21 protein-coding genes are annotated in these 23,538 nt (G+C 56.8%); 7 read left to right on the top strand and 14 right to left on the bottom strand.

Features of this window, described 5'->3' with window-relative positions:
• Nucleotides 1-38: 38 nt before the first annotated feature.
• From ACHUE7_RS04160 to ACHUE7_RS04145, 4 genes are all read right to left on the bottom strand, one after another.
• Nucleotides 39-1,316 (bottom strand): MHYT domain-containing protein, encoded by a 1,278-nt coding sequence (locus tag ACHUE7_RS04160; RefSeq protein WP_394168880.1) that lies wholly within the window; start codon nt 1,314-1,316, stop codon nt 39-41.
• Between the two features lie 496 nt (nt 1,317-1,812).
• Nucleotides 1,813-3,591, bottom strand: coding sequence for a hypothetical protein (locus ACHUE7_RS04155; protein WP_394168879.1), 1,779 nt, complete (start codon nt 3,589-3,591; stop codon nt 1,813-1,815).
• A 124-nt stretch (nt 3,592-3,715) separates the two neighbouring features.
• Nucleotides 3,716-5,353 (bottom strand): sensor histidine kinase, encoded by a 1,638-nt coding sequence (locus ACHUE7_RS04150; RefSeq protein ID WP_394168878.1) that lies wholly within the window; start codon nt 5,351-5,353, stop codon nt 3,716-3,718.
• Entirely contained in the window at nt 5,337-6,149 is an 813-nt protein-coding gene (locus ACHUE7_RS04145) for a response regulator transcription factor (RefSeq protein WP_394168877.1), read from the bottom strand. Before ACHUE7_RS04145 ends, ACHUE7_RS04150 begins: the two co-directional genes overlap by 17 nt.
• 154 nt (nt 6,150-6,303) lie before the next feature.
• Here ACHUE7_RS04145 and ACHUE7_RS04140 point away from each other — a divergent pair, with 154 nt between their 5' ends.
• Nucleotides 6,304-6,741, top strand: coding sequence for a nucleoside deaminase (locus ACHUE7_RS04140; protein WP_394168876.1), 438 nt, complete (start codon nt 6,304-6,306; stop codon nt 6,739-6,741).
• A gap of 1 nt (nt 6,742) precedes the next feature.
• Here the strand turns inward: ACHUE7_RS04140 and ACHUE7_RS04135 are convergent, their stop codons facing one another.
• The 4 genes from ACHUE7_RS04135 to ACHUE7_RS04120 all read right to left on the bottom strand — a co-directional run bounded on the left by ACHUE7_RS04135 (nt 6,743) and on the right by ACHUE7_RS04120 (nt 9,683).
• A complete protein-coding gene (locus ACHUE7_RS04135) occupies nt 6,743-7,516 on the bottom strand; it encodes a hypothetical protein (protein ID WP_394168875.1) in 774 nt (257 codons plus the stop codon).
• Between the two features lie 185 nt (nt 7,517-7,701).
• Nucleotides 7,702-8,331: a SatD family protein gene (locus tag ACHUE7_RS04130; protein WP_394168874.1), complete on the bottom strand. Its 630-nt coding sequence runs from the start codon at nt 8,329-8,331 to the stop codon at nt 7,702-7,704.
• 115 nt (nt 8,332-8,446) lie between these two features.
• Nucleotides 8,447-9,127 (bottom strand): helix-turn-helix transcriptional regulator, encoded by a 681-nt coding sequence (locus ACHUE7_RS04125; RefSeq protein WP_394168873.1) that lies wholly within the window; start codon nt 9,125-9,127, stop codon nt 8,447-8,449.
• A gap of 40 nt (nt 9,128-9,167) precedes the next feature.
• A complete protein-coding gene (locus tag ACHUE7_RS04120) occupies nt 9,168-9,683 on the bottom strand; it encodes a cupin domain-containing protein (protein WP_394168872.1) in 516 nt (171 codons plus the stop codon).
• Nucleotides 9,684-10,016: 333 nt separating this feature from the next.
• On the opposite strand from ACHUE7_RS04120, the gene ACHUE7_RS04115 reads away from it, so the two are divergent.
• The 5 genes from ACHUE7_RS04115 to ACHUE7_RS04095 all read left to right on the top strand — a co-directional run bounded on the left by ACHUE7_RS04115 (nt 10,017) and on the right by ACHUE7_RS04095 (nt 15,941).
• Entirely contained in the window at nt 10,017-11,546 is a 1,530-nt protein-coding gene (locus tag ACHUE7_RS04115; protein WP_394168871.1) for a hypothetical protein, read from the top strand.
• Entirely contained in the window at nt 11,543-12,238 is a 696-nt protein-coding gene (locus ACHUE7_RS04110; RefSeq protein ID WP_394168870.1) for a VWA domain-containing protein, read from the top strand. The genes ACHUE7_RS04115 and ACHUE7_RS04110 overlap by 4 nt, the downstream gene beginning before the upstream one ends.
• Before the next feature lie 719 nt (nt 12,239-12,957).
• A complete protein-coding gene (locus ACHUE7_RS04105; RefSeq protein WP_394168869.1) occupies nt 12,958-13,875 on the top strand; it encodes an ABC transporter substrate-binding protein in 918 nt (305 codons plus the stop codon).
• A gap of 15 nt (nt 13,876-13,890) precedes the next feature.
• Nucleotides 13,891-14,895: a FecCD family ABC transporter permease gene (locus ACHUE7_RS04100; RefSeq protein ID WP_394168868.1), complete on the top strand. Its 1,005-nt coding sequence runs from the start codon at nt 13,891-13,893 to the stop codon at nt 14,893-14,895.
• Entirely contained in the window at nt 14,892-15,941 is a 1,050-nt protein-coding gene (locus ACHUE7_RS04095; RefSeq protein WP_394168867.1) for a FecCD family ABC transporter permease, read from the top strand. The genes ACHUE7_RS04100 and ACHUE7_RS04095 overlap by 4 nt, the downstream gene beginning before the upstream one ends.
• A gap of 164 nt (nt 15,942-16,105) precedes the next feature.
• On the opposite strand, the gene ACHUE7_RS04090 is transcribed toward ACHUE7_RS04095, so the two are convergent.
• Genes ACHUE7_RS04090 through ACHUE7_RS04070 form a run of 5 tightly spaced genes read right to left on the bottom strand, consistent with a single transcriptional unit; the run spans nt 16,106 to nt 21,027 of the window.
• Nucleotides 16,106-17,041 (bottom strand): ABC transporter substrate-binding protein, encoded by a 936-nt coding sequence (locus ACHUE7_RS04090; protein WP_394168866.1) that lies wholly within the window; start codon nt 17,039-17,041, stop codon nt 16,106-16,108.
• 29 nt (nt 17,042-17,070) lie between these two features.
• Nucleotides 17,071-18,012: a sucrase ferredoxin gene (locus ACHUE7_RS04085; protein WP_394168865.1), complete on the bottom strand. Its 942-nt coding sequence runs from the start codon at nt 18,010-18,012 to the stop codon at nt 17,071-17,073.
• Between the two features lie 45 nt (nt 18,013-18,057).
• Nucleotides 18,058-19,122 (bottom strand): FecCD family ABC transporter permease, encoded by a 1,065-nt coding sequence (locus ACHUE7_RS04080; RefSeq protein ID WP_394168864.1) that lies wholly within the window; start codon nt 19,120-19,122, stop codon nt 18,058-18,060.
• 1 nt (nt 19,123) lies between these two features.
• On the bottom strand, nt 19,124-20,173 hold the full coding sequence (locus tag ACHUE7_RS04075; protein WP_394168863.1) for a FecCD family ABC transporter permease: 1,050 nt from the start codon (nt 20,171-20,173) through the stop codon (nt 19,124-19,126).
• Nucleotides 20,170-21,027: an ABC transporter ATP-binding protein gene (locus tag ACHUE7_RS04070; RefSeq protein WP_394168862.1), complete on the bottom strand. Its 858-nt coding sequence runs from the start codon at nt 21,025-21,027 to the stop codon at nt 20,170-20,172. The genes ACHUE7_RS04075 and ACHUE7_RS04070 overlap by 4 nt, the downstream gene beginning before the upstream one ends.
• Nucleotides 21,028-21,189: 162 nt before the next feature.
• Here ACHUE7_RS04070 and ACHUE7_RS04065 point away from each other — a divergent pair, with 162 nt between their 5' ends.
• The gene (locus ACHUE7_RS04065; RefSeq protein WP_394168861.1) at nt 21,190-22,089 is read left to right on the top strand and encodes an energy transducer TonB; all 900 of its coding nucleotides are present in this window, start codon (nt 21,190-21,192) and stop codon (nt 22,087-22,089) included.
• 180 nt (nt 22,090-22,269) lie between these two features.
• Here ACHUE7_RS04065 and ACHUE7_RS04060 read toward each other — a convergent pair whose 3' ends face one another.
• A complete protein-coding gene (locus ACHUE7_RS04060; protein ID WP_394168860.1) occupies nt 22,270-23,406 on the bottom strand; it encodes an HmuY family protein in 1,137 nt (378 codons plus the stop codon).
• Nucleotides 23,407-23,538 lie beyond the last annotated feature (132 nt).

Here is a 23,538-nt window from a genome sequence, read left to right as displayed (position 1 = left end):
CCCGGGACGGCCTCCGCTCAAACAATCACGTTCCTGCCTCAGTTAATCAGCATCTGCACGCCCGACTCCGTCGCAGGCGCCTTGTCATTGATCAACTCCGCCAGCGGTGCCGTTTTGAGGGCTTCGCGAATCAGCATCCGACTGGAGTGACCGGTTTGCGGGAATCGGCTGAAACCAGCCTTCCAGTTCACATTCCACCCGGTGACTTTCAGTGCGGTTGTCGCCTTGCCCAACGTGCCGAACGTCTGGTTCACAGCCTTCGAATCGATGGCATCATGAATCACCAGGCCAAAGGTTGCGTTGGAATAACGCGCCAGATACACCCCGGCCGGTATCAGTTTCTGAATCTGCTCCGACAGCGTGTGTAACCGCTGATACAGCGTCTCGCTGTTCATTCCGGCAGATAATTCCCGGTAGTTCGACATCTCCAGCATAACCAGGGTAAATGGCGACGCCGCCCCTCCGGTCTCCACCAGCGACTCAAGCAGGTGATGTTCCAGTCGTGAGCGGTTCGGCAAACCGGTGGCTTCATCGACGAAGGCCATTTTCTTAACCCGCTCGGCTTCCTGGCGGTTCCATTCCTCTTCGTTGTTGCGCGCTTTGATATCGCTGTAAACCGCCAGCAGAGAAAACACAATAAACAGAACAGACGCGAGGATGATCGGTGTGCCAATGGCTGAACCCGTCAACTGGTTGCTCATGGCTGGCATGGCACCTTGCGGGTATATGACAGCCACCATACCGGTGTAGTGCATACCGCAGATCGCTGCGCCCATCACCAGGGCGGCAATACCCTGAAAGCCGACGGCCTGGCGCCCCACCAAACGTTGCGTGTAACGACAAATGGCAAGGGCCGCACCGGAGGCACCTACCGCAATGAAAATGGACACCGTGAACCAGAACGGGTCGTAACTGACCGAGGGGGTAATGCGCATCGCCGCCATACCCAAATAATGCATCACGGCAATACCCAATCCCATCACCAGGCTGCCCAGTATCAGCACACCGACTCCGGCTACGGATTTGCTGATCAGGAACAAGGCCAGTCCAGAGGCTAATACCGCAGCGATCCAGGAGACAACCGTCATGGTCAGATCGTACGTCATCGGCATGTCCATCTGGTAAGCGCCCATGCCAATAAAGTGCATGCTCCAGATACCCAGACCCATCGACAGCGAACCCAATATCAACCAGATTCGACGCTTGTTGCCCTCTACCCGGGTTAGCTGGGTTCCAAAATACAGAGCGCAATAGGACGCCAGTATGGCCACCAGATAGGACAAACTGACCAGCGAAATATCGTAACTACCTTCCATGCTCACCTCGAACAGCATAATCGACGTTGGTTTTTGTGCTTAACCTTACCTATACGCCTCCAATTGTGAATTGGATCACACTATTGAGTAAAAACGTCTGGGTACTGGTTTGGACAAGGCGAGGGTTTACTAGGGAGCCTCTGAACAACTCCCCCTGGGCTCTGGCTTATCCGAGGGACGTTGCCACAAGGCGGACTCATGCAGGAATGTCTAGACCTTTCAAATGAGTCCAACGCGGTGGCTACGTTCCTCGGAAAGTCGGAATGCCGCACCACCCGTAGGGCGCGGCCAAAACGTCCTGCCCCGGCGTTGCACTTCTTGACAAGGGCTACGGCCATTGCGCTGCGAAGTGCGCCTTGTGGCAGAACGTTTTGACTCGCGCAGAGCCCTGGGGGAGTTGTTCAGAGGCTCCCTAGGCAATAACGGAGCTATTCAGCCGTAACGGCCGCAGACCGGCATGGCAAACATCCGGTCGTACGGCGGCAGAAAAGGGATATTAAATATCGGAATACTGCGCGACCTGGTCGACGTAATCCTGATACGCCGGTATGGCAACGGCCGCCAGAATGCCAATAATGGCCACACCGCCCATCGACCCCTGCAGCGGATCCAGGGGGTGGGTTTCGTAACCATAGACCGCCTTCAAGGTGTTCTGGCGATAGGTAAGCGACAGGCTAGCCTGTGAACGGTCGGGCAACTGCGCGACCCGGGCAACAGGAAACGCCAGCATATCGATCTCGGCATCGAGCATGTGGGCCAGCGTTTGCAGCCCTTCCAGATAATAGTGATAGTTGGTTTGAATCAACGAATCGAACTGACCGGTGAACTGAAGCGTCGGCCGATCGGTCTCCTGCTGGCTCCAGCTCGCCAGTGCCACCTCTGGTGCAGACTGCTGCCGGGCCAGCAGCACCTGAGGCACGGTGGCGAAGTACCAGATACCCGCCTGTTCATAATACCAGCCCTGAGAATCCTGGCTGCGCATTATCCAGTCGGACGCCAATGGCATCTCCTGATCCAGCCACAGTTTTGACAACGGCAACTGCAAACGATTCATAGGGCCGCTTGCCGTCGAAAATGAAGATGTCTCGGTATAGCCGCGAAAACGAAGTTCATCCAGCAGGCTCGCAAAAGCATCTGCATCGGTTGGCTCAAAGGCGAGGTAACTTCCGGCATCATCCGCAATCACACTGAAGCGCCCTGTCAGCCCGGCCACAACCGCCGTCCAGCTCAGGCCGGTTTTCGTGGTTAACTGGTTCAGGTCACGCAACGACCAGCCCGATACGGACGCCAGCTGTCGCACCCAGGCCTCATCCGGTATTACAGTGGAAAAAAAGTAATCGGGCTCGCCCAGACTTTGCACGCGAGTGGCCGGGCTATCCGGCAGGGCCAGATCCCACAGTGGGCCTTCACTCCCCCGTAACAGCAGGGTGGTCTGCCCCCTGCCTGCCCGCGACCCCATGGACAGGGCGACTTCTTCGCTGCTCATGATCCCCAGCGACTCCAGTTCTCTGGCCTGCGCTGCGGGTAACAGAGGTTCCAACTGGTGAATCACAGCGCCGGTATTGGCCCACAGGTACACCCCATATCGGCTGTCTTCCAGTTCGGCCTGACGCTTGACAGCCGGGTGATCGGGGTTTGCCACCTCGCCGAGCTGCGCCAGCGCTTGCGCACTGCTGCCAAACCCGGCCGACATCGTAAAGCGCCGGGTTTGCGGATCAAACTGATAATAGGCTGGCATAACGCCAAGGCTCAGACGACCCGGGGCATCGGCGGTTGCCGGAACCAATTGCCTCACCAGGGGGTTTTCCTCCAGCAGGCTACCGAGCTGTTGTTCAAAGGCAAGACGGGTTTCAAAATCGAGCCGCGCCGACACTTGCAGCTCAGCACCGGTCAGGGCGGTATCCCCGGGCAGGCGAACGGCGATCTCTATCGGTGACCGCAGCCGATCCAGCAACAGGCCGGCCATTGCACCATCCGTACCCAGCGGTGCCAGCTGCTGACGCAGTGCATCCAGCAACGTGGTAACGGCAGCCCGATTGGCATCGGTCGCCAGCAGGTCACCCATTTCGTTGTTCTTTGGTGCGGTTATCCAGGCGCTGGGGCTGGGTAGCCGGACGTAGCTGATGACATCCGGATCGAGCCGGTCGATTAAGGTTGCCGGCTCAGCCAGCTCGACGGGCCAGTCGACCCGGGTGTCCGGTTGAGAGGCCAGGTTGCTGCAGCCGGTTAACACCAGAGCACAAGACAGAATACATACACACAATAGACGGGTCACTGAGTCGATCCTTATCGTCAGGGGCGAGAGTTTCAGATTCAGAATAACGGGATCTGACAATGGAGAAAAGTCATACCCCCGGATAGCGGCGGGTTAGGCAGATGAGATAGTCTGACTCAAGCCATTAATGATTGGATTCATGATACAGATCCAGCGCCTGAAACGGCTGGTTCAATCGGTCAACATCGATAGCATCCAGGTCTTCCAGTGTCGCGTCCTCGGCCAGACGTGACGCCGCCAGTGGCAGCTCCACCGTGAATTGCACGCCACGGACATCCAGCGGCGTGAATTGAATGCCGGAGCTCTTGCGCGCCAGGTTAATGTCCAGCACCCAGCTCGGGTTATCCGGGTACTGCGGGTCTAGCCAGTTAAGGCTGCGAGAAGACGAATCCAGCAGTTTTCTGTTCGGCTGGTGGGCATCGGCCGACGATACCTCGACCGAGCGCAGCCGTTGCTCGAACGACCAACTCAGTGTTTTGTCGGTGCCCGTTTCACCGTGGCGCTGGCACACCGGCAAGTCGTCTTCCACGTCGATGGAAAACGAATCGGTGTGGACATCGCCGTTTTCAAACTCAAGCCGCAGCGTCATCTGGCGGGGCCGGTTATCGATGTTTTCAATAGCGACCGTGCCATCGTAGCCTTTGACAATCTCGCCAACAAAAAACAACCCCAACCCCTTACCGTGGTTTTCCTTCACCCGGCGGGTGGAAAAGCCGAGTTGAAAGATTTTGGCCTTGTCTTCCTCACTGATGCCCGGGCCACTGTTAAACACCTGCAGCCGTACTTTGCCCGAATGCTCGGCAAGCCGAACGCCGATACGCCGGTACTTGTGCCGGTAGGGTCGCTTGCCACTGAAGAACTGAGCGTTCTTGAGCAGGTTTTCCAGAAGCAGCACCCAGTGGTTTTCATTCCCCAGCACCACACCACAGGGCTCCATCGACAACCAGAACGACGGGTCGTCCTGCCACTCACAGGGCAAACCTTCAGCTACCGCCTGGTGCAGCGAGTCGGGGGTATTCAGCAGTGGGGTCAGCGCCCTCACCAAACCGGCTACCGGCGAAAACGTAGATTGCAGCTCATGTGAATCGGCCGATTCCGGATTCAGAGATTGCTGGTAATAGGGTTCTTCCAGATCGCACAATTGATTGGCCAGGTGCAGGGCAATGTTATCGGTGGTGGCCAGATCGAGCAGATCCCAGACGTAACGCAGTTGCTGCAAGGCCTCCCGGGTTCGTGACTGATCAGCCTCGTTCAACTGGGGCTGGGCAAGCGCCTGCTCCAGCGCTGATTGAACCTTATCGAACCCGATCACGCCGTTGTGCCGCACCTCGGCCGCAATGCTTTTAAAGTGCAGGAATTTTTCATCATACTCGATGTATTCCAGCAGCTTGTCGCTGATAAACAGCTTTAGTTTATCGGCATGGCCAGCATAGGTATGCACCTTGTGTTGCAGTTGTTTGCGGCTTTGCCAGAGGTTGTCATACTCACTCTGCAACTGGCGGGCTTGCTGTTTTTGCTGACGGCGCGCCTGGGAATAACGGTGCGCATCGTTGATCAGGAATATCGCAAAAATTGCGCACAGGGCCATTTTCAGACGTGGATCCAGCACCCATTCAGGCACCTGATAGTAAGCCAACAGGTCGGGTTCGGTGATCAGGTAAAAATACGCTACCAGACCCAGTCCGAAAAAACTGCTCAGCACACTGAATCGCTGTGGCCAGCTAGGCTTGAAAGGTCTATCGGTGTCAGCGCGCAGGGTCATGGTCTGGCCTCCAGCAGTAGGCTTCCTGGTCGCCAAAGGTGACGATTCCAACCCCTTCCCGGCAACGGTCGGTAAAGCCGGCGTCGCCCGCTTCGACCTGATCGAAGGCGCGCCTTAACGTACGAATGTGTTGCCGGTAGTTAGCGTAGGAAAACCGTTCCGGGTCGGCATCGAGCTTATCGGCAATCTGCCAGGTCGACAACGGGCTCGGTGCTGCTTCCACCAGAAAGCGCAGGATCTTGCGCGGCGTCGGCGCCAGCGGCCGGCGCGGATTGGTCGGGTTCATCAGCTTTTGCCCTTGCCAGAACACTTCCCAGGTGCGGGTATCGATGCTCAGCGAGCCGCTGCGCAGGGTATCGCTGTTCGTTGTGGCGATTTCGCCGGGCTGGTGACGTTGCTGGCGCAATACTGCCTGAATGCGCCAGCACAGCACGGCTTCGACATTACGCTGATGCTTGGCGATAAAATCCAGGGTGCCATTCTGCTCAAACGCCGCCTGTTCGATATCGGTACCGCTATGCTCCGACAAATACACCACCGGCAAGTCCGGCCAGCGCTTCTGCAGAGCGCGCGACACAGTCAGGCCAGCATGGCTGTTGCCACCCATATGGGCATCGAGCAACGCGACATCGGGTGCATCGGCATCGGGGCACTGTTTAATGTACTGGCAAGCGGCTTCAGCGAATTTGAAGACCTGAACATCGGTTGGCGACCCGTTAAAGTCGGTGGCTTCCAACGTCGGTTTAAACCGCTCGACCCAGTGGGACTGGTCTTCTACCCACACAATCCGGGTCATGGCGTTACTGCCTTTTAGTCTGTGTCATTGAAACGTCTTTACAGTCTAGCACTCCGACTGACCCTGAAATGTGACTGAGGTTGTATTACTCGCTTGCGTGCCACCCCACCCTCCGCTAGTTTGCAGGTTATACCCCCATTCACAGGAGTCCGACATGGACGAATTCATGCAGGCCGCGCTCGATGAGGCAAAAGCAGGCGTCGCCGAGGGCGGCATCCCGATCGGTTCGGTACTGGTACACAAGGGCAAAATCATTGGCCGGGGCCACAACCGCCGGGTTCAGCAGGGCAGCGTGGTACTGCACGGCGAGATGGATGCACTTGAAAATGCCGGCCGCCAGCCAGCCTCGGTGTATCGCGACTCTGTGCTCTACACCACGCTGTCGCCCTGCCCCATGTGCAGCGGCGCCATTCTGCTGTACGGCATTCCCACAGTGGTGATCGGTGAAAACCAGACCTTTCAGGGCGACGAAGCGCTGCTGACCAGCCGCGGCGTAGAGCTCGACGTGCGCCAGGAGCCGGGCTGCATCCACTTGATGGAGACCTTCATCCGCGAGCGGCCTGATCTGTGGAATGAGGATATTGGTGAGTGAGCTATGCAGCTAGCCGGCTACTGATCAACAAACTCACCGCCACCGTTAACAGTGTCGAAGCCAGCGTTCCGATCAACACATATTCTGCGAAAGCACGTTCCTCCAGTTGCCGGAACCGCGCAAACCCCTTGGCTGCCAGAATGACCGCGATGATGCTGTACTGAGACCCGGATGCAGCACCCGTTTGCTGACTGCCAACCAAAACGATGTACATCAGCCAGCGCTCCAGAATACCGATGATGCGACCGGCATTGTACTCGCGCTGGTCGATTTCCGGTTCTACGTTCTGGTTTGCTGTCGTGGTCTGTTCGGTTTCAGCAGGCTCAGGTGTCTTGCTCATGGGTTCCAGATCGAAACTGTGGAATAGCAACCGAATCAGTAAATTGGCTTCTCCGGCAACCAGCAGAAACCCGAGCAACCACCACAAGCCTGTGGTCAATCGCTCTGTAGTCAGACCCAGCCAGTCGATTGTTAATACCGACCATGAACTCAGTTCCGGCAACGGCATCAGCCAGGCTGTAACCACCACTAAAGCCAGCCCCATGAGGCGACCGGGCACCAGCAGCCGTTCAGGAATGACTTTCTCGGAAAAAATCAGGGCTGCGGCAGCTAGTATCGACCAAATCATCGACGTGACACCCAGCGCCAAGGCAGGTGCCAGAATGATGGGGATTAACACCAGAATCAGTAGCAAGCGGGTGGGAAGGCGCTGATCGTAGCGGATGAAACACAGGCGTGTTAACAACCAGGTGGTTAGCAGTATTAACGATGTCACCGACTTATTCCCTCAATTAATATCCACGTTTCGGAGTTCGCACAATACGAGCGGCGGGTGCCGGTGGTGTCTCTGCGGGGTAGTCCGCAGCAAGGATGCTGCGGCCTAGGCTCCACGGACGGATTCACGCCGACCCCGCAGAGACACCATCGGTTCCCGCTGCGGGCCATTGCCACCAGTCCAGGTCATTCTGCCAGGGCCGCATCCAGGTATCGGGTCAGGGTTTGGATGCTTTCCGTTACATCGTCCAGCCCGCCCTGGCGAATATTCTTGTAGACCGCCTGTTCACTGATCTTCAGTGATTTAGCCAGCGTCGCTACGGTATCGCCCTGCAGCAGGCGGTGCAAGATCACCAGTCGATTGGCCTGCCAGCTCTGCCAGTGGCGATCGAGTAAATTCAGGGTGCTGTGCATCAGGTCCTGTGGCTGGCCTGGAAATTCACCGGCCAGAGCCAACTGGTGGTCACCCTGTTTAAGCTGTTCGATGCTTTCCCGGGCGGCGTGAAAGGCCGGGCCGTCCATCCCGATGGCCTGGTCCGGGTTGATGGGCGTTGCCAGGGGGCCAATCGAGACGGCAAAGCGCAGCCGGACGGGGTAAATGGCCGCCCGAATGGCCATCATATCGGTAAAGACTCGACTGGCCGTGCTTAGCACGGCCTGAAACTCATCGCCCAGCGTGATGGTATAGGGTGAGAGCAGGCCGTCGGTTTGCCGGTTCAAGCGATCCAGCGCTGCTTTGAGGTCGTGCTGAACAGCGGCCCGGTCGGTGATTTCTCTGGAAGCAACGATGTCTGCTATTACAATCAGTCGGTTCATGGTCACAGTTTAGATAGCTGAACCAATTAATCAACCAAATAGGTTTATTTTTATAATTTAAACCATTTTGGATTAATCTGATGAATTAAACCGAAAGCGTTTACCCGGGCGACTTTTAGGCCAACTCATTTTGTCTGAGGATCTGCTGTAGGGAGATTCGGGCGGTTTCCTCATATTCCGCTTCCAACACCTCGAATTCGACAATGCGGTCAACCCGGAACATCCGAAAGTCGGCCCGCAACTCACACCAGGCCATCAGCGTCCAGACGCTGCCCCAGAACACCAGTCCCAATGGCCAGACCACCCGCTCAGACGCGGTCATATCTTCGCGATGATAGTGCAACCGCAGCTTGTGCCGGTCGTTCACAGCCGCGCCCAATACATCCAGTCGCGGTGCCAGGTCTTTGCGATCGGAAAATACCAGCGCATAAATTCGCGGGTTGCGCAGCGAGGCCTTCAGCCGGGGCGGCAAGACCGTCTCGATCTTAACCAGCGCCTCAGTGGCGGCGGCCGAGAGCTTTTCACCACCCCAGGCGTCAATCAACCGCACCCCGACAATCAACGCCTGCATCTCCTCCGGTGTGAACATCAGCGGCGGTAGATGAAAGCCACTGCGCAGCACATAACCCACGCCGGCCTCGCCGTCTATGGGCACACCCGAAGCCATCAGGTCCTGAATGTCGCGGTAGATTGTGCGTTCGGAGACTTCCAGTTTATCCGCCAGTTGCCGGGCCGTGGTTAACCGCCGACCCTGCAGGTACTGGATAATCTGGAACAACCGATCAGCTCGACGCATAACTCTCTCCCAGGACATACCTCACCCGTGGCACATTGCCCTATTCATCGTCCCAGTAATCCAGACTGCTTTCCAAGCGGCCGACAAACCGAAACACTCTCGACTCACCTCCGTTTGCATCAGTCACCTCAGCACTGATCGCGAACTTGCCCGAATCCGGATACTCACAGACTTCCGAGGCTAATTGGGTACTGACAGCCAGAAACCGCAAATCCTGGTCCCCGGTATTAATCAATTGATGGGCACTCTCAACACCACCCGGCGGGCAAGCGATAACATCTCCTGACCTAACCGGATACCGTTGCGTACCGAGCCGAAGCTCGCCCCGACCCTCGATGATATAGAACATCTCTTCATTTTGCTGGTGGCTGTGAAACGGAAACGCGCGCTTACCCGGAGGTATCAGAGTGACATTGTAGCCCAGCAAACGAGCCCCTAATGGCTGGCTCAGTTCACCCAGACGCGCATCAAATCGCTCGGCTGCTTCCCCCGGCGCAGCGTATTCAGCTGGGCGGGGATGAAGCTCAACTTCATTCACATTCAAAATAGGGTTCATGATCAATTTCCTTCTGTTGATCCAAACGAGTGTCACCATCGTCTTCCGATAGCTTGGTGCCCAGTATGCTCCTGGGCTCCTGACAACGTGCTGTCAGGAGTTGTCATGATTAATAAACTTCGGTGTTCGCCGGCGAAACGAGCGGCGGGTGTCGGGGGAGCCATTGTGGGGAAGTCCGCAACATGGATGTTGCGGTCTAGGCCCCATGGACGGGTTCACGCCGACCCCACAAGGGCTCCCCCGGCACCCGCCGCGGACCATCCCCACTAAACTCACAGAATTTTCACCGCCCTGAACGACACTCCCTCCTGTCAACTCAACGGAGGTTCTGCGATGTTTCAACAACTGCTCACTGTCTGGTCTGATTCCGCCGCCATCTCGGCCGCGATCTGGCTGGTTTTACTCGTTACTGTGCTCTATCTCGGGCGCCAGCAGGCGAACCACCTGTTTTCCACCACCGGCCGCGCGGTGTTTACCGCACTGCGTCTGGCGTCACGTTCTGTCTTGAAACTGGAGCACCGGCTCAGCCAGCGCAATCGTGATGTGCTGATGGCGCTGGGCCGTACCGCTGCGGAAAAAGCCATTGAACGCGAATTCACCCGGGTCAGCACCCTGGTCGCGCGGGATCTGGCGCACTACCCCAGCCTGCACCGCACCCTGGCCGATGCGATCGAAAAAATCGAGGCTGATTATCAGGCCAGTTCGTTGTCGGCACCCCTGCCACCCGCCTGGTCCGATGTGGTCGATACCATTTCGGCACTGCCCAAGAGTGCCGACCCGGCCCTGAACAAAATTCTCGATAACATAAAAGATGCGATTGAAGATTCGCACGAAGAAACCCTGAAAGCGTTTCAGAAAGCCACGCTCGAGCGTCATGGGCACCTGGCCAAGATGCACCCTCAGTGGCGTACTCTGAAAACCACCATGGGCAAGGTCGAGACCACACTCGACAGCCTGGAAGAACGCACCCGTATGATCGATGGGCAGATGGATCGTTATGAATCGATTCGCAACAACGAAGATGCGGCGGCCAACTCACTGCTGTCGTCTTCGTTAACCCAGTTTTTCATCTCTGGGTTGGTGCTGATCATCGCAGCTATGGGCGGGTTGATTAACTTTCAACTGATTGCCTTGCCGATGTCCGAAATGGTCGGCGGCACAGCGACCATTGGCTCGCTGCGCATGTCCGACATCGCGGCGTTGGTGATCATTCTGATTGAAATTGCCATGGGTCTGTTCCTGCTTGAGTCGTTGCGCATCACCCACTTGTTTCCCGTCATCGGCAGCATGGACGATCGCATGCGCCGGCGCATGATCGTGGTCACCCTCACCCTACTGACCATTCTCGCCACCATTGAAGCCTCACTGGCTTACATGCGTGACCTGCTCGCGCTCGACCGCGCCGCCCTGCAACAATCGCTGGCCGGTGTCGGCGTGGTTGAAGCTCAGTTCCGCTGGATTCCGTCGATCGGCCAAATGGTAATGGGTTTTATCCTGCCGTTCGCGCTGGCCTTTGTGGCCATCCCGCTGGAGTCATTCATTCATTCGCTGCGCAGTGTGCTTGGAATGATTGTTGTCGGTGTATTGCGCACGGTGGCAGTTGCACTGCGTTTGGTCGGCAACCTCGCCAATCATGCCTGCAAAATACTGGCGCACCTTTATGACCTGATCATCATGGTGCCATTGGGTGTTGAACGACTGATTCGCCACCGCTCCACAGCGCCCGATCTGAGCGACACCACGGTGGCCGCCAAGACCAAACACGATACGGACGATGCCCCGGCCACAACGGCAAAGACCAAGCGCAGCCGGAGTACCAAAGTTGAACCCGTCCTCACCGACACGCAGGAGGTAACCCCATGAAACTTGTTACCGATTCAGCCAGGCTCAGCCGTCACATCATGACACTGCTGCTGATCACCGCTTTGCTCAGTACCGGCCTGCTGGCCGGCTGCGGAGAGTCCCCGGTCAAAAGCCGGGCAGTCTATATGCTGATCGACACCTCGGGCACCTACACCGAGCAACTCGACAAGGCCGAGACCATCATGAACTACCTGCTGGCAACGCTCGACAGCGGTGATTCCCTGGCGCTGGCGCGCATCGACAGCGCCAGCTTTAACGAAGAGGACATCATCGCCAAGGCCACCTTTGACGTGCGGCCAAGTACCGCCAACGACCAGAAGCGTTTGTTTCAGCACCACGTGCAGACGTTTACCTCAGAACTGGTTCGCGGCAGTGCCCATACCGACATTACCGGGGGCGTATTGCAGGCCATTGATTTTCTGAACGAAACCGATGCCGATGAAAAAACCATTCTGGTGTTCAGTGATCTGGAAGAGGATTTACCGGAAGGCCATGTGCGCGATTTCCCAATTGATGTCGCCGGCATCGAAGTCGTCGCATTGAACGTCACCAAGTTAACCCGGGATAACATCGACCCGCGCGACTATGAGAATCGTCTGAATGCCTGGCAGAAACGGGTCATGGAAGGCGGTGGCCAGTGGCGAGTAATCAATGACCTTGAACGTCTGGATCGGTTGGTAGCTATGAACTGAAGAAAACAGGCCCAGTCGCCGGGTTATAACTCAAGGTTCGGAGTTCGGGTTTGCTTCAGTAACTGGAGTCCGTATCAGGCACCGGGTAACCCTATCTGGGGTCGGCGTGGACCCATCCATGGGGCCTAGACCGCAGCATCCATGCTGCGGACTACCCCAGATAGGGTTACCCGGTACCCGACACTCAGATAAGTGCCAATTCCAATTCTTGAGTTATAACCCGGCAAATATCGTCATACTGGAGGGATTGAAGGAGAGGGCCAGGGTGAACAACAGCGTGGTCACCGTTAGAGCCCAGAGTTTGCTGCGCAGTTCCATGATGATGTCGAGCTCCTGTACGAAGGGTGTTGTTTTCCTAAAAAACCAGCCGGGATTTAACATTGGAGGGGAAAAATCCCGGCTGGAAACCATTCAGCGTGTTCAACAACCTTGTTGGCACTCAGCCAACGCCTTTGCGACAGAGGGTGGACAAAGGCGTTAACGAGTCGACTTCCTTTTACCCTGGTTCGGGACCGTGCTCCTTCCCCGGGGCCCAACGCTGAATCGACCTTCGAAAACCACTTTAATGATAATAGTTATCATTTGCAAACTATAATTTGATAATTCCATCACATCCCTGAATAACTGCTTTTTCTTTCTGACGCTCCAGTGGATGCGGTTGATAATAAGAACAACTATCAATACTATCAGCAACCCCTAACCTATCTCAGGAGTTGTCCGTGGCTCATCGTCTTACCTCAACCAAACTGCTCGGCCTGATATTGGCGGCATCGCTGTCTTTCGCGCGGGCAGAATCCATCAGTATTCCTCATGCCATGGGCACCGCTGAACTGGACGCTCCGGCGCAACGGGTGGTCACACTCTACCAGGGTGCCACCGACGCAGCGGTGGCTCTGGGCATTACGCCTGTGGGTGTAGTCGATTCCTGGGTTGAGCAACCGATGTACCACTACCTGCGCGAAGACCTGGCCGGCGTAGCCCATGTTGGCCTTGAAACCCAGCCCAATCTGGAAGCCATTGCTGCCCTGAACCCGGATGTCATCGTCGGCGCCAAAATGCGCCATGAAAAAATCTACGACCAGTTAGCCCAGATTGCACCGACCGTGATGCACGAGACGGTGTTTCAGTTCAAGGAAACGCTCGATCTGGTCGCTCAGGCAACCGGTAAAACCGACGCAGCTGCCGAGTGGCATGACCAGTGGGATGCGCGCATTCAGTCGTTTCAATCTCAAGTGTCCGAGTCTGACGTAGCCTGGCCACAGGAAGTAGCACTGTTGAACTTTCGCAACGACCATGCCCGCATTTACTACTCCAGCTTCGCCGGGAACATTCTGAACGAACTCGGGTTTGAACGCCCCGCTGGCCATCAGCAAGACATCTGGGGCGTGAAGCTGACGTCCAAGGAAAGCATTCCCAGCATGAACGCCGATGTGTTCTTTATGTTCATGACAGAAACCGACCCGACGGTGATGGAGAACTTCACCAGCTGGACCTCACACCCCCTGTGGAACACCCTGACCGCGGTGCAAAATGACCAGGTCTACCGCGTCAATGAAGTCGACTGGAACATGGGCGGCGGCCCCATTGCAGCCGAACGCATGGTCGACAGCGTGTTTGACCATTACGGTCTCGACTAACCCAGAGGAATCGCCGTGCTGTCGACACTGCCGGTCAAGGCACTGGGTCTGACCCTGTGCCTGGCGCTGTTACTGGCAACCACCCTGGCCAGCATCGCCCTGGGGCAAACGCCCATGTCGTTTGCCACGGTCATCAACGCTCTGTTCAACTACGATGCCAGCCAGATCGAACACATTATTGTGCGTGCCAACCGCCTGAACCGGGCCGTTCTGGCGGCTCTGGTTGGCAGCAGCCTGGCCATTGCCGGCACCCTGATGCAGGCGATGACCCGCAATGGCCTGGCCTCACCCAGCCTGCTGGGCATTAACGCCGGCGCGCTATTCTTTGTGGCACTGGCGTTTACCTTTTTTTCGCTGACCCGCCTGCAAGATTACATCTACATCGCCTTCTTTGGCGCCGCCGTTGCCGGGATTCTCGTCTACAGCCTGGGCATGACCGGCAGTGCCTCACGGTCACCGGTTAGCATTGTGCTGGCAGGCGCAGCTATTACTGCTTTGTTTCTCGCTTTTACCCAGGGCCTGCTGATTCTTAACCGGGAAAGCCTGGAAGGCATTCTGTATTGGCTCGGTGGTTCAGTCGCCGGCAAACCACTCAGCAGCGTGCTGCCCTTTCTCCCTTTTTACGGCATCGCGATTATGGGTACCGTCATACTTGTGCGTCAGATCAACCTGATGATGCTGGATGACGACGTCGCCCGCAGCCTCGGCCAACGCGTGGTGATCACCCGGCTGGCGCTCGGTGTGGTCATCATTTTACTGGCCGGCGGTGCCGTTGCACTGGCAGGCATGATCGGCTTTATCGGACTGATCATTCCGCATCTGGCGCGCGGCCTGTTCGGCCGTGATCATCGCTGGGTGCTCCCGTCAGCGGCCATGCTGGGGGCCAGCTTGCTACTGGGCGCTGACACCCTGTCGCGCTTTATCGTGCCGCCCCAGGAAGTGCCAGTCGGCGCTCTGACGGCGCTGGTCGGCACACCTGTCTTTATTGCCATCGCCCGTAAACGCAGCCCGACATTATGACCTCTCACTACCTGTTTCGTTCAACCTCGGAAGCCCTGGCACTGGCCATTCATCGCCAGACCTTAAGGCGTTGCCTGGTTTTGCTGGGGTTAACACTGAGCTTGTTGCTGTTCTATCTCTGCCTGGGCAGCACCCGCATTCCACCGATGGACGTTATTAACACCCTGCTATCACCCGACACCAGCGAGCATCAATTCGTCATACAGACGTTGCGCCTGCCAAGGGGATTGTTGGCGCTGTTGGTGGGTGCCGGCCTGGGCGTTTCCGGCGCGCTATTACAACAGATTGTGCGCAACCCCCTGGCCTCTCCGGACATCATCGGCATCAGCGACGGCGCCGCCCTGGGCGCTGTGCTGTTCCTGGCGTGGCTGGCCGGCACTGTCAGCCTGACCTGGTTGCCACCTGTGGCCATTGCCTCTGCCGCGCTAACCGCCACCGTCATCTACGGCCTGGCCTGGAAGCCCGGCAGCACGACAGCCGTTGCTCCGATTCGGCTGGTATTGGTGGGCATTGCACTGGCGGCCGCACTAAAAGCCGTTGCCACTCTGGTACTGGTAATGAGCCCACTAAGCACCACGGTACAAGCTTACATTTGGCTGACCGGTACGGTTTATGGAGCACAATGGCAGGATGTTGCACGCCTGCTGCCCTGGACGATCACCCTGATACCGGTCGCGATGCTGGCAGCACGAGCTCTAACGCTGTTGGGCATGAATGACGAACAATCCCGTGGGCTGGGGCTGGCTGTGGGCAGGTATCGGTTCCTGTTACTAGCGTGCAGTGTAGGTCTGGCCGGCTCCGCCGTTGCCTTTGCCGGCGGCATGGCCTTTGTCGGCCTGATGGCACCGCACCTGGCGCGACGTTATACCGGCCAGACCAGCACCGGCCTGATTCTGGGGGCCGGACTTACCGGAGCCTGTTTGGTTTTATTGGCAGACCTGCTAGGCCGGGTTGCATTCTTACCACAGGATTTACCGGCCGGCATATTTGTATCGGGCGTTGGCGCGCCTTTCTTTATTTATCTGCTTTACCGGCGCCGGTCCTGATACACAGTAACTGCACCTACAGGTTGAAGACATGCCTCTAACAGAGTGTAAAGTGCCGGACAGGCTAATTGCTGTGAACTGTAGCTAGAACGGTGCGGCCCTTCATCAGTAATTCAGGGCCCGCTGAATGACCGCAATCGATGCGCTTAATTCGGTTCAACAATTCAGCGTTGAGTGTCCACAACCTGAACAATCTGTGGCACCAGCTCATCAAAAATAAAATGAATGCTCAGCGGCGACATGAATGAAAAGGCACCGCCCAACTCTTTATCGACATAAATTTCGCGGCCCTGTTGATGAAACGGCATCAGCTCCCGGCCGGGTACTTTGTCTGCATCGGCCTGAGCGTCACCGGTCGACAGCCAGATGAGGGCATCAACATTCAGCAGGGAAAGCTCTTCAAGGCTCAGCTCACTGTAGAATCGATCACCCGCCAGGTCATTGATGGCCTCAGGAATGTTAAGCCCCAGTCGTTCCAGAAAAACACCGCGCAAATCGTTGTCACTGTATACGCCCAACTGGCCTTCCCAGTAATAAGCGATGGCAGCTTGCATGCCCCCAAGTTCCGGATGTTGTTCAGTCACTGACTCAAACCGCTGCTCAACGTCCTCTACCATGGCTTCGGCTTCCGGCAACCTGCCCACTGCCCGACCGATCCACAGCGTCCGCTCATGCCAGGGCATGCCCCATTCAATATAGTCGCCCGACTGTGGCAGTGTTGGTGCAATTAAACTGAGCTGCTGATAGTGCTCGGCACTGATACCCGACGACAAGCCGACGATCAAATCCGGCTCCAGGGCAGCAATGGTTTCCATATCCAACTCACCAAAAGGCAACACCACCGGATCAGTGCTTCCCCACAGGTCGGCCGCCCAGGGCCAGGTGGCTTTGTCCATATCGCCGTACCAGTCGCGCACGGCCAGAGGTTTTTGGCCCAGTGCCAGCAGATCATCGTGGTCGCTGTAACCGATTGAGACAATGCGCTCTGGCGCTTCGGTCAGGGTGGTGGTCCCATATTTATGGTCAAAGGATTCCGGGAAAGCCCAGACAGCGGTACTGGAAAACAGAATAACGGCCATTAGAGCCAGTTTAATCGGCATGGTAATTCCCTGTGCAGTGGAAGGATGAATTAAGGTTGTGAAGCGAGAGCAATCAGGCTGTCTTGCGAAAATACAGACACAACCTGCCAGGTGTTGTGAGCAACAGGTTCTTCGCCATCGTCCATGGCGGTGCAGGTTCCAAAGCGCTGAACCGTCTCGGGTGCCAGCAGCACACTTAACTGACCGCACTCCGAGCCGGATCGCCAGCGCAGCGTGATTGTCTTGCGGCCTCCGTCAAGGTCGGTATCACTCTCTGGCTCCAGCCTATCCGGCCAGATAGACTGCTGCGCAAGATGCTCTCGAATCGCCACTTCAGCGACCTGCTGTTCCGGCGACAATAAGCGGTCCCCCCGGTAGCACGGTAAAAAGGGACGATCATTCCTCTCCGCATCCAGAAAGGCGTCGGCCATGTCAGCATCAACACGACCGTATTTTCGGGCCTGCGGAAACACCAGAATCGATGTCGCTAGCCGGCAACCACCCAAATGTGTGCTCTGCCAGATTTCGACAGTCTCCGGCCGTGCCTCTGCTGCAGCCGTGAGCGCCTTGTAGCTCGCATTGCCGAACTTGGCGCAGCATCGGTCTTTTTTACCATGAGTGCAGCACAGCACCACTGAGTTGGGTATGTCTGAGACTTCCCAGTCAGCCAGCGACTGCCCTGCTTCCAATGCCGATAAAAAAGCAACCAGCTCAGTCCGCGGTACATCAAAGGCACGCGACTCCGGCATCAAATAGGCGCGATGTGCTGTCCGTGGCTGAGCCTTCCGGTCAATCAGGTTCAGACGCCGGCCGGCCTTAGCCAAAGCTGCTATGGCGCCCATTTCATCGGCGGTCATGTCCTTTGCCTGATTAAAGGTTTTCGACCAGCGACTAAAGGGCCAGCTCAACAACAGATTGGCGCCCGGGTGCCCACCCGTCCCCGGTAAGGGCTCGGCAACATCCCGGCTTATTTGGGCGCAAAACGCGGTCAAAACGAACTCCTGTTTCTGAATTTCAGAGCAACCCGGCCAGGCGTATCACAGCGCGCTTTTGGCCTGGGATTTCTGCAACAGATAAATGAACACCGGCACCCCGATAATGGCCGTGACCAGACCCGCTGGAATCTGAATTGGCGCAAACAGGGCGCGCCCCAGAAGATCCGCCAGGGTCACCACAAAGGCGCCAATCAAAGCCGTTAATAGCAGGTGAATACCAACGCCGCTGCGTGCCAGTCGCCGTGCCATATGAGGTGCAATCAGCCCGACAAACCCCAGCGGGCCAACTGCAGCCGTGGCGATGGCGGCGAGACCGACCGCCACACTGATCAGCGCATAACGAATAACGCTGGCACGAACGCCGAGGCCCACAGCGGTGCTCTCGCCCATTTGCAATGCCGACATTGAGCGGCTGAGAATCAGCAACGGCGGCATCAGCACGGCACACCATACCGCCACCATCCGCACTTCAGGCCAACCCGCGGCGTTAATGCTGCCGCTGAGCCAGGCCAGGGCCGACATGGCCCGGTCGATCTGACCATAGGTCATCAGCGCTGAGGTGATAGCGCTGATGAAGGCGGCCACGCCAATGCCCATTAAAATAAACCGAATCGAACTGCCACCGCGACGGTTCCAGCTCAACCCCTGAATCAGAGCTGCGACGAGCAAAGAGCCAGCAAACGCCACCCAGGGCCGCAGTGCGGAACTCTGGTCTGGCCAAATCACTGTCAACGCAACCACGGCCAGACTCGCGCCCTGGGAAATGCCCACCAGCGAGGGGTCTGCCAGGCCATTGCGGGTCACGTTCTGCAAGGCGGCACCGGAAAGCGCCAGCATGGTACCGACAAAGGCGGCTACCAGGGTGCGCGGGAACCGGAACTCCCACACCACTGTTGTCATTTGCCTGGAGACTTCGTCACCTAGCAAGGTGCTGAGCACCTCACGCAATGACATCTCGTAACTGCCAATGGTCAGGCTAAGCGTTATCAGCGACAGCAGACCGATTGTCAGCAAAAGCGCCAACACTAACGCTCTAACCGGCAGTCGAAACGACAACCACTCGCCCGGAAGCCGCAGTACCCAGTAGTGAGCTGAACGTAGGGTCATATCAGGACGCCCGTTGCCGAACCAGATGGATAAACAGCGGCGCGCCGACCATGGCGGTCATAATGCCGGTGGCAATTTCCTGGGGCCGTAAGGCCAGCCGGGCGATGATATCGACACCCAGCAAATAGGCCCCACCAACCAGCGCCGAATAAGGCACGATCCAGCGATAATCTGAACCGATGAAAAGCCGCACCACATGGGGAATGACCAGCCCGACAAAGCCCAATGGGCCGGCCAACGCGACCGAACAGGCGGTCAGCACCACGACACAAAGAAGCACCTGCACTTTGAGCCAGCCAGTACGAACACCGAGACCACGAGCCACATCGTCGCCCATGGCCAGCACCGTCACCTTGCGAGACAGCACCATGGCCAACCCAAGCGCCAGACACAACCAGGGCGCCGCTACCGACAAGACATCGACCCGCCGGCCTGACAGCGACCCCGCCAGCCAGACTCGCAGTTGTTCAAACGTCTCCTGATTGAGCAAATGCGTAACAGAAATCAATGCGCCCAGAAACGCCGTTATTGCCGCACCGGCCAGCGTCAGCGTCAGTGGCGTGGCACCGCCAGGCGCCCACTGGGCGATCAACCAAACCACGACCGCCGTGACCATGGCGCCCACGGCCGCAACCCACGGCAACCAGACGGTCGGTACCGTCTGAAACACACCAATCGTCATCACCACAGCAAAGGAGGCTCCGGCCATCAGCCCCAGAATGCCCGGTTCCGCCAGCGGATTGCGCGTAACACCCTGCATCAGCGCACCCGCCACACTGAGCGCTGCCCCTACCAGCACCGCAATAACGGCGCGGGGCAGACGCAAATCGCGAACAATCATATGGTCGAACTGGGTGGCGTCGTATGAAACCAGGGCGTTCAACACCGTCGACAACGGCAGCGATTTGGCCCCCACAGCAATGTGCCAGCCAAACATCAGCGCCAGCACACCGACCACAACCGGCAACCCGGCGCTGTATGCCAGCCAGGCCCCCGAGGTGCTGTCTGCGGTCGATGATGACATGGCGTTATGGCTAGCCTGGGTGGTCATGCGATGCGAACGCCGACCTCAACGTGCTGAGCTGGCTCCGGCGCAGACGTCGGCACACAGATCAGACGCTTGGAGTGCGGGTCCCGAATGACGTGGGCATCCAGATCAAACACCGCTTTTAGATTGGCACTGGTAAAAACATCCGACGGCGCGCCCCATTGCATAATCGCGCCGTCACGCAGCATGACCAGCGTATCCGCATAAGCGGCGGCCAGGTTCAGTTCGTGCAACACCACCACCAGCGTACGGCCCATTTGATGCGCCAACTGCACCAGCAGCTCCATCAAATCGACCTGAACTTTCAGATCCAGAAACGTTGTGGGCTCATCAAGCAACACCAGATCGGTCTGCTGCGCCAGAACCATGGCAATCCAGCAACGCTGACGTTGACCGCCCGACAGCCCATCGACCGGCCGGTCGGCAAAATCGATCACCTTGGCGACCGTCATGGCGTCGTTGACGGCGCGTTCATCCTCGCTCGACCACTGCCGCAGCAGTGACTGATGCGGAAACCGGCCCTGAGCCACCAACTCACGCACCGTCAGCCCTTCTGGCGCCACGGGGCCCTGCGGTAACAATCCCAGCTTTTTCGCGACTTCCCGGGTCTTGCTGCGGTGAATGTCCTGACCATCGAGTAGCACCTGCCCCTCGGTTGGCGTCAGAATTCGTGCGAGCGCCTTCAGCAGCGTTGATTTGCCGCTGCCATTGGGACCTACCAAAATCGTCACCTGGCCATCCGGAACCTGAAAATCGACATCGTTGAGAATAGGGGCGGCGTCATAACCCACCGTCAGGGACTCACCCTGCAACCGGCTGGCATAACGAATGGACCTGGAGGAGATTGATTCAGACATGGGAAGCGGACTCCGTTAGCAACGAGTCTCACAATGTTATTGCGAATCACTTTTATTTACAATCTCGTCGGCTATAATAGCTGCCTGTTTTTAGACCGGTTCAGCTCAGCGATGTCTCCAATCGACACCCTCAATCAACATCAGTCTGGCCCTGTCAACTCAATGCAAACCCGACAGACAGGCCTGGCTATTGGCGCCTCTTTGCTGACCCACCTGGCACTGGCGATCGTTATTGCCCAGACCCAGACACCGGCAATCTTGTTAAAGAGCCAACCCTCACCACCGCCTCCCATTGCGCTGCAGCTCAACCAGGCAGCCAGGCCTGCTCCGGAACAAGCGCCACCAGCGATAGTGCAAGAGAACCACCGGGTAATCGCCAGTTCAGGCCCCTCGACCCATACCGTTTCGGTACCCGAGCCTGAACCAAAACCCGAGCCGCAGCCGGAACCAGAGCAGACACCAAAACCCGAGCCCGAGCCCGAGCCTGAGCCAGAAACTGAACTGACCCCGGAACCCATACCTGAGTTGGCTCCCGAACCCGAAACAATCCCAGAGCCAGAGCCAGAGCCAGAGCCAGAGCCAGAGCCAGAGCCAGAGCCAGAGCCAGAGCCAGAGCCAGAAATTGAACCGGAACCCGTTCAGATTGCCAATCAATCGAACGCGACGTTACCTGAAAACGCTGAACCTACAGTCAGCCCCAACACATCCGGCTCTGCCAACACAGAAACCGAATCGGCCATAGCCGCCAGTCAACAGGCGGTGCTGAGAGAACAACTCTACGACACCTACCTCGCCGCCTTAATGCAGGAACTGCGGCTCAGCTTCGACTACCCCCGAAGCGCCTTGCGCCGCCGTCAGGAAGGCCGGGTGCAAATTGCCTTGCGCATAGAAACGGACGGAAGCATCGCCGGCATCACCCTGGATTCAAGCTCCGGCTACAACCTGCTGGACGAATCGGCCATCGCCATGATCGAACGTATTTCCGGTTTGCCAGCTTTGCCTGAAGAAGCGGGCAACGGGGGGCTTGCTGTGTCTGTGCCGATTGATTTTAAGTTGAATTGAGTTAATCAATAGACGGACTACCACAAGCCCTCTTCGAGCCTCACCAACACCAACACCAAGCCTACCTTTAACAGCATTTCCTCATGCTCTTGCGCTCTTGTGCTCCGAACTCAATCGGTGCATTAAATTCCAGGCACTAAAAAGCCGGGAGTACACCCGGCTATTCAATCACATCCTGTATCAATCTAACGCGCGATACCGGACAGTAACATGACCACTTTCGTCAGCATCATTGTAGTAGTTCACGACCTGAACCAGGGTTACATCATCGGTATCTGTTTCTTTAACTGCGTATACTCGGAAGTTGGGGTAAATACCATGCCCACCTAACAGGGCATAGGCATACCAGTCGTTATAGTCACTCCCGAACTCGCCTCTGAGATTGTAAAACATGTTCTCTGTAGATTCGGCATCTGTAACAAAATTACCCTCTTCAAGAGTAGAGACGTCGATTCCATCAACATCAGCTTTTTCCATCGCATACAGTTCATTCGAAGGAACACTGTCATCAGTAACGAATACGCCACCCTGATGACTACCGCTGTAACCCCCATTGACAAGAATCATCATACTGCGATTAATACTAGCGTACTGGACATCCCACGCGTCAGAGCCGCAATCCACAACTGCGGCGCTGTCGAAATCGAAGCAATTTTCGCTGTCCTCGTCTCGTGTCCATGTAACTGCTGTGCTGGAAAATTCAGCATCATCGCTGCCTTTAACAAAGAAATCGGCCTCTACAGTGACTGCATGGACGCCGGGTGTGGGGTCATAGTTAACCGTTGTAAAATTAACTTTGGCGTAGCTGTCACCCTCTGCAGAGCGAATCAACCACCAGGCATCAGAGTTGGCTGAAAAAGACATTGGTGGAACATATTCGTAAAATTCAACACCATCACGCCCAACAACCGCATCAATGCTGTCCTGGGAGAACTCCAGGTCATCCACACTATAGCTGGCTAGTAAATGCTCCAGTTCCGAGCCGGCAGTCGCATTTGTCCAAACGTTAACGTTTGGCTCTCCAGAGTCAAAAAAATCATCCTGAGGAGCAGCCAACGCTAACTGAGTGCGAGTTGAGTTACTGCGAATACTGGTGGACTGGAATGCCAGATCCCAATCGTCGCCTGCCGACACCTCTGAGTCAGTAGAAAAATCTACGTAAGCCCACTCCGAATTAGCATCAACCTGAAGTGACTTGAAATTATCATTTTGTGAAGAGCCACCTCCGGTTTCAGGATCATCCTTCTCTTCGACATTACACCCACTCAATAATACGGTGGATGCGGCCATTGTAACTAGCCAACTATTAACCTTCATAAAAAATCTCCTTGAAATTAACTACTTAATTCAGGGTTACGGGGATTGCTTCTCAACTAACTACACATCTTTAGGTCTAAAATTCTTGGTCGGCAACAAACCAAGTGCGGGCTGCCGGGTGAGCCTATCCGG

Source organism: Saccharospirillum alexandrii, assembly GCF_043641555.1.
Classification (GTDB): Bacteria; Pseudomonadota; Gammaproteobacteria; order Pseudomonadales; family Natronospirillaceae; genus Saccharospirillum; species Saccharospirillum alexandrii_A.
Note: the sequence above shows the minus strand (reverse complement) of the source record. Positions and strands in the feature narration are given on the sequence as shown.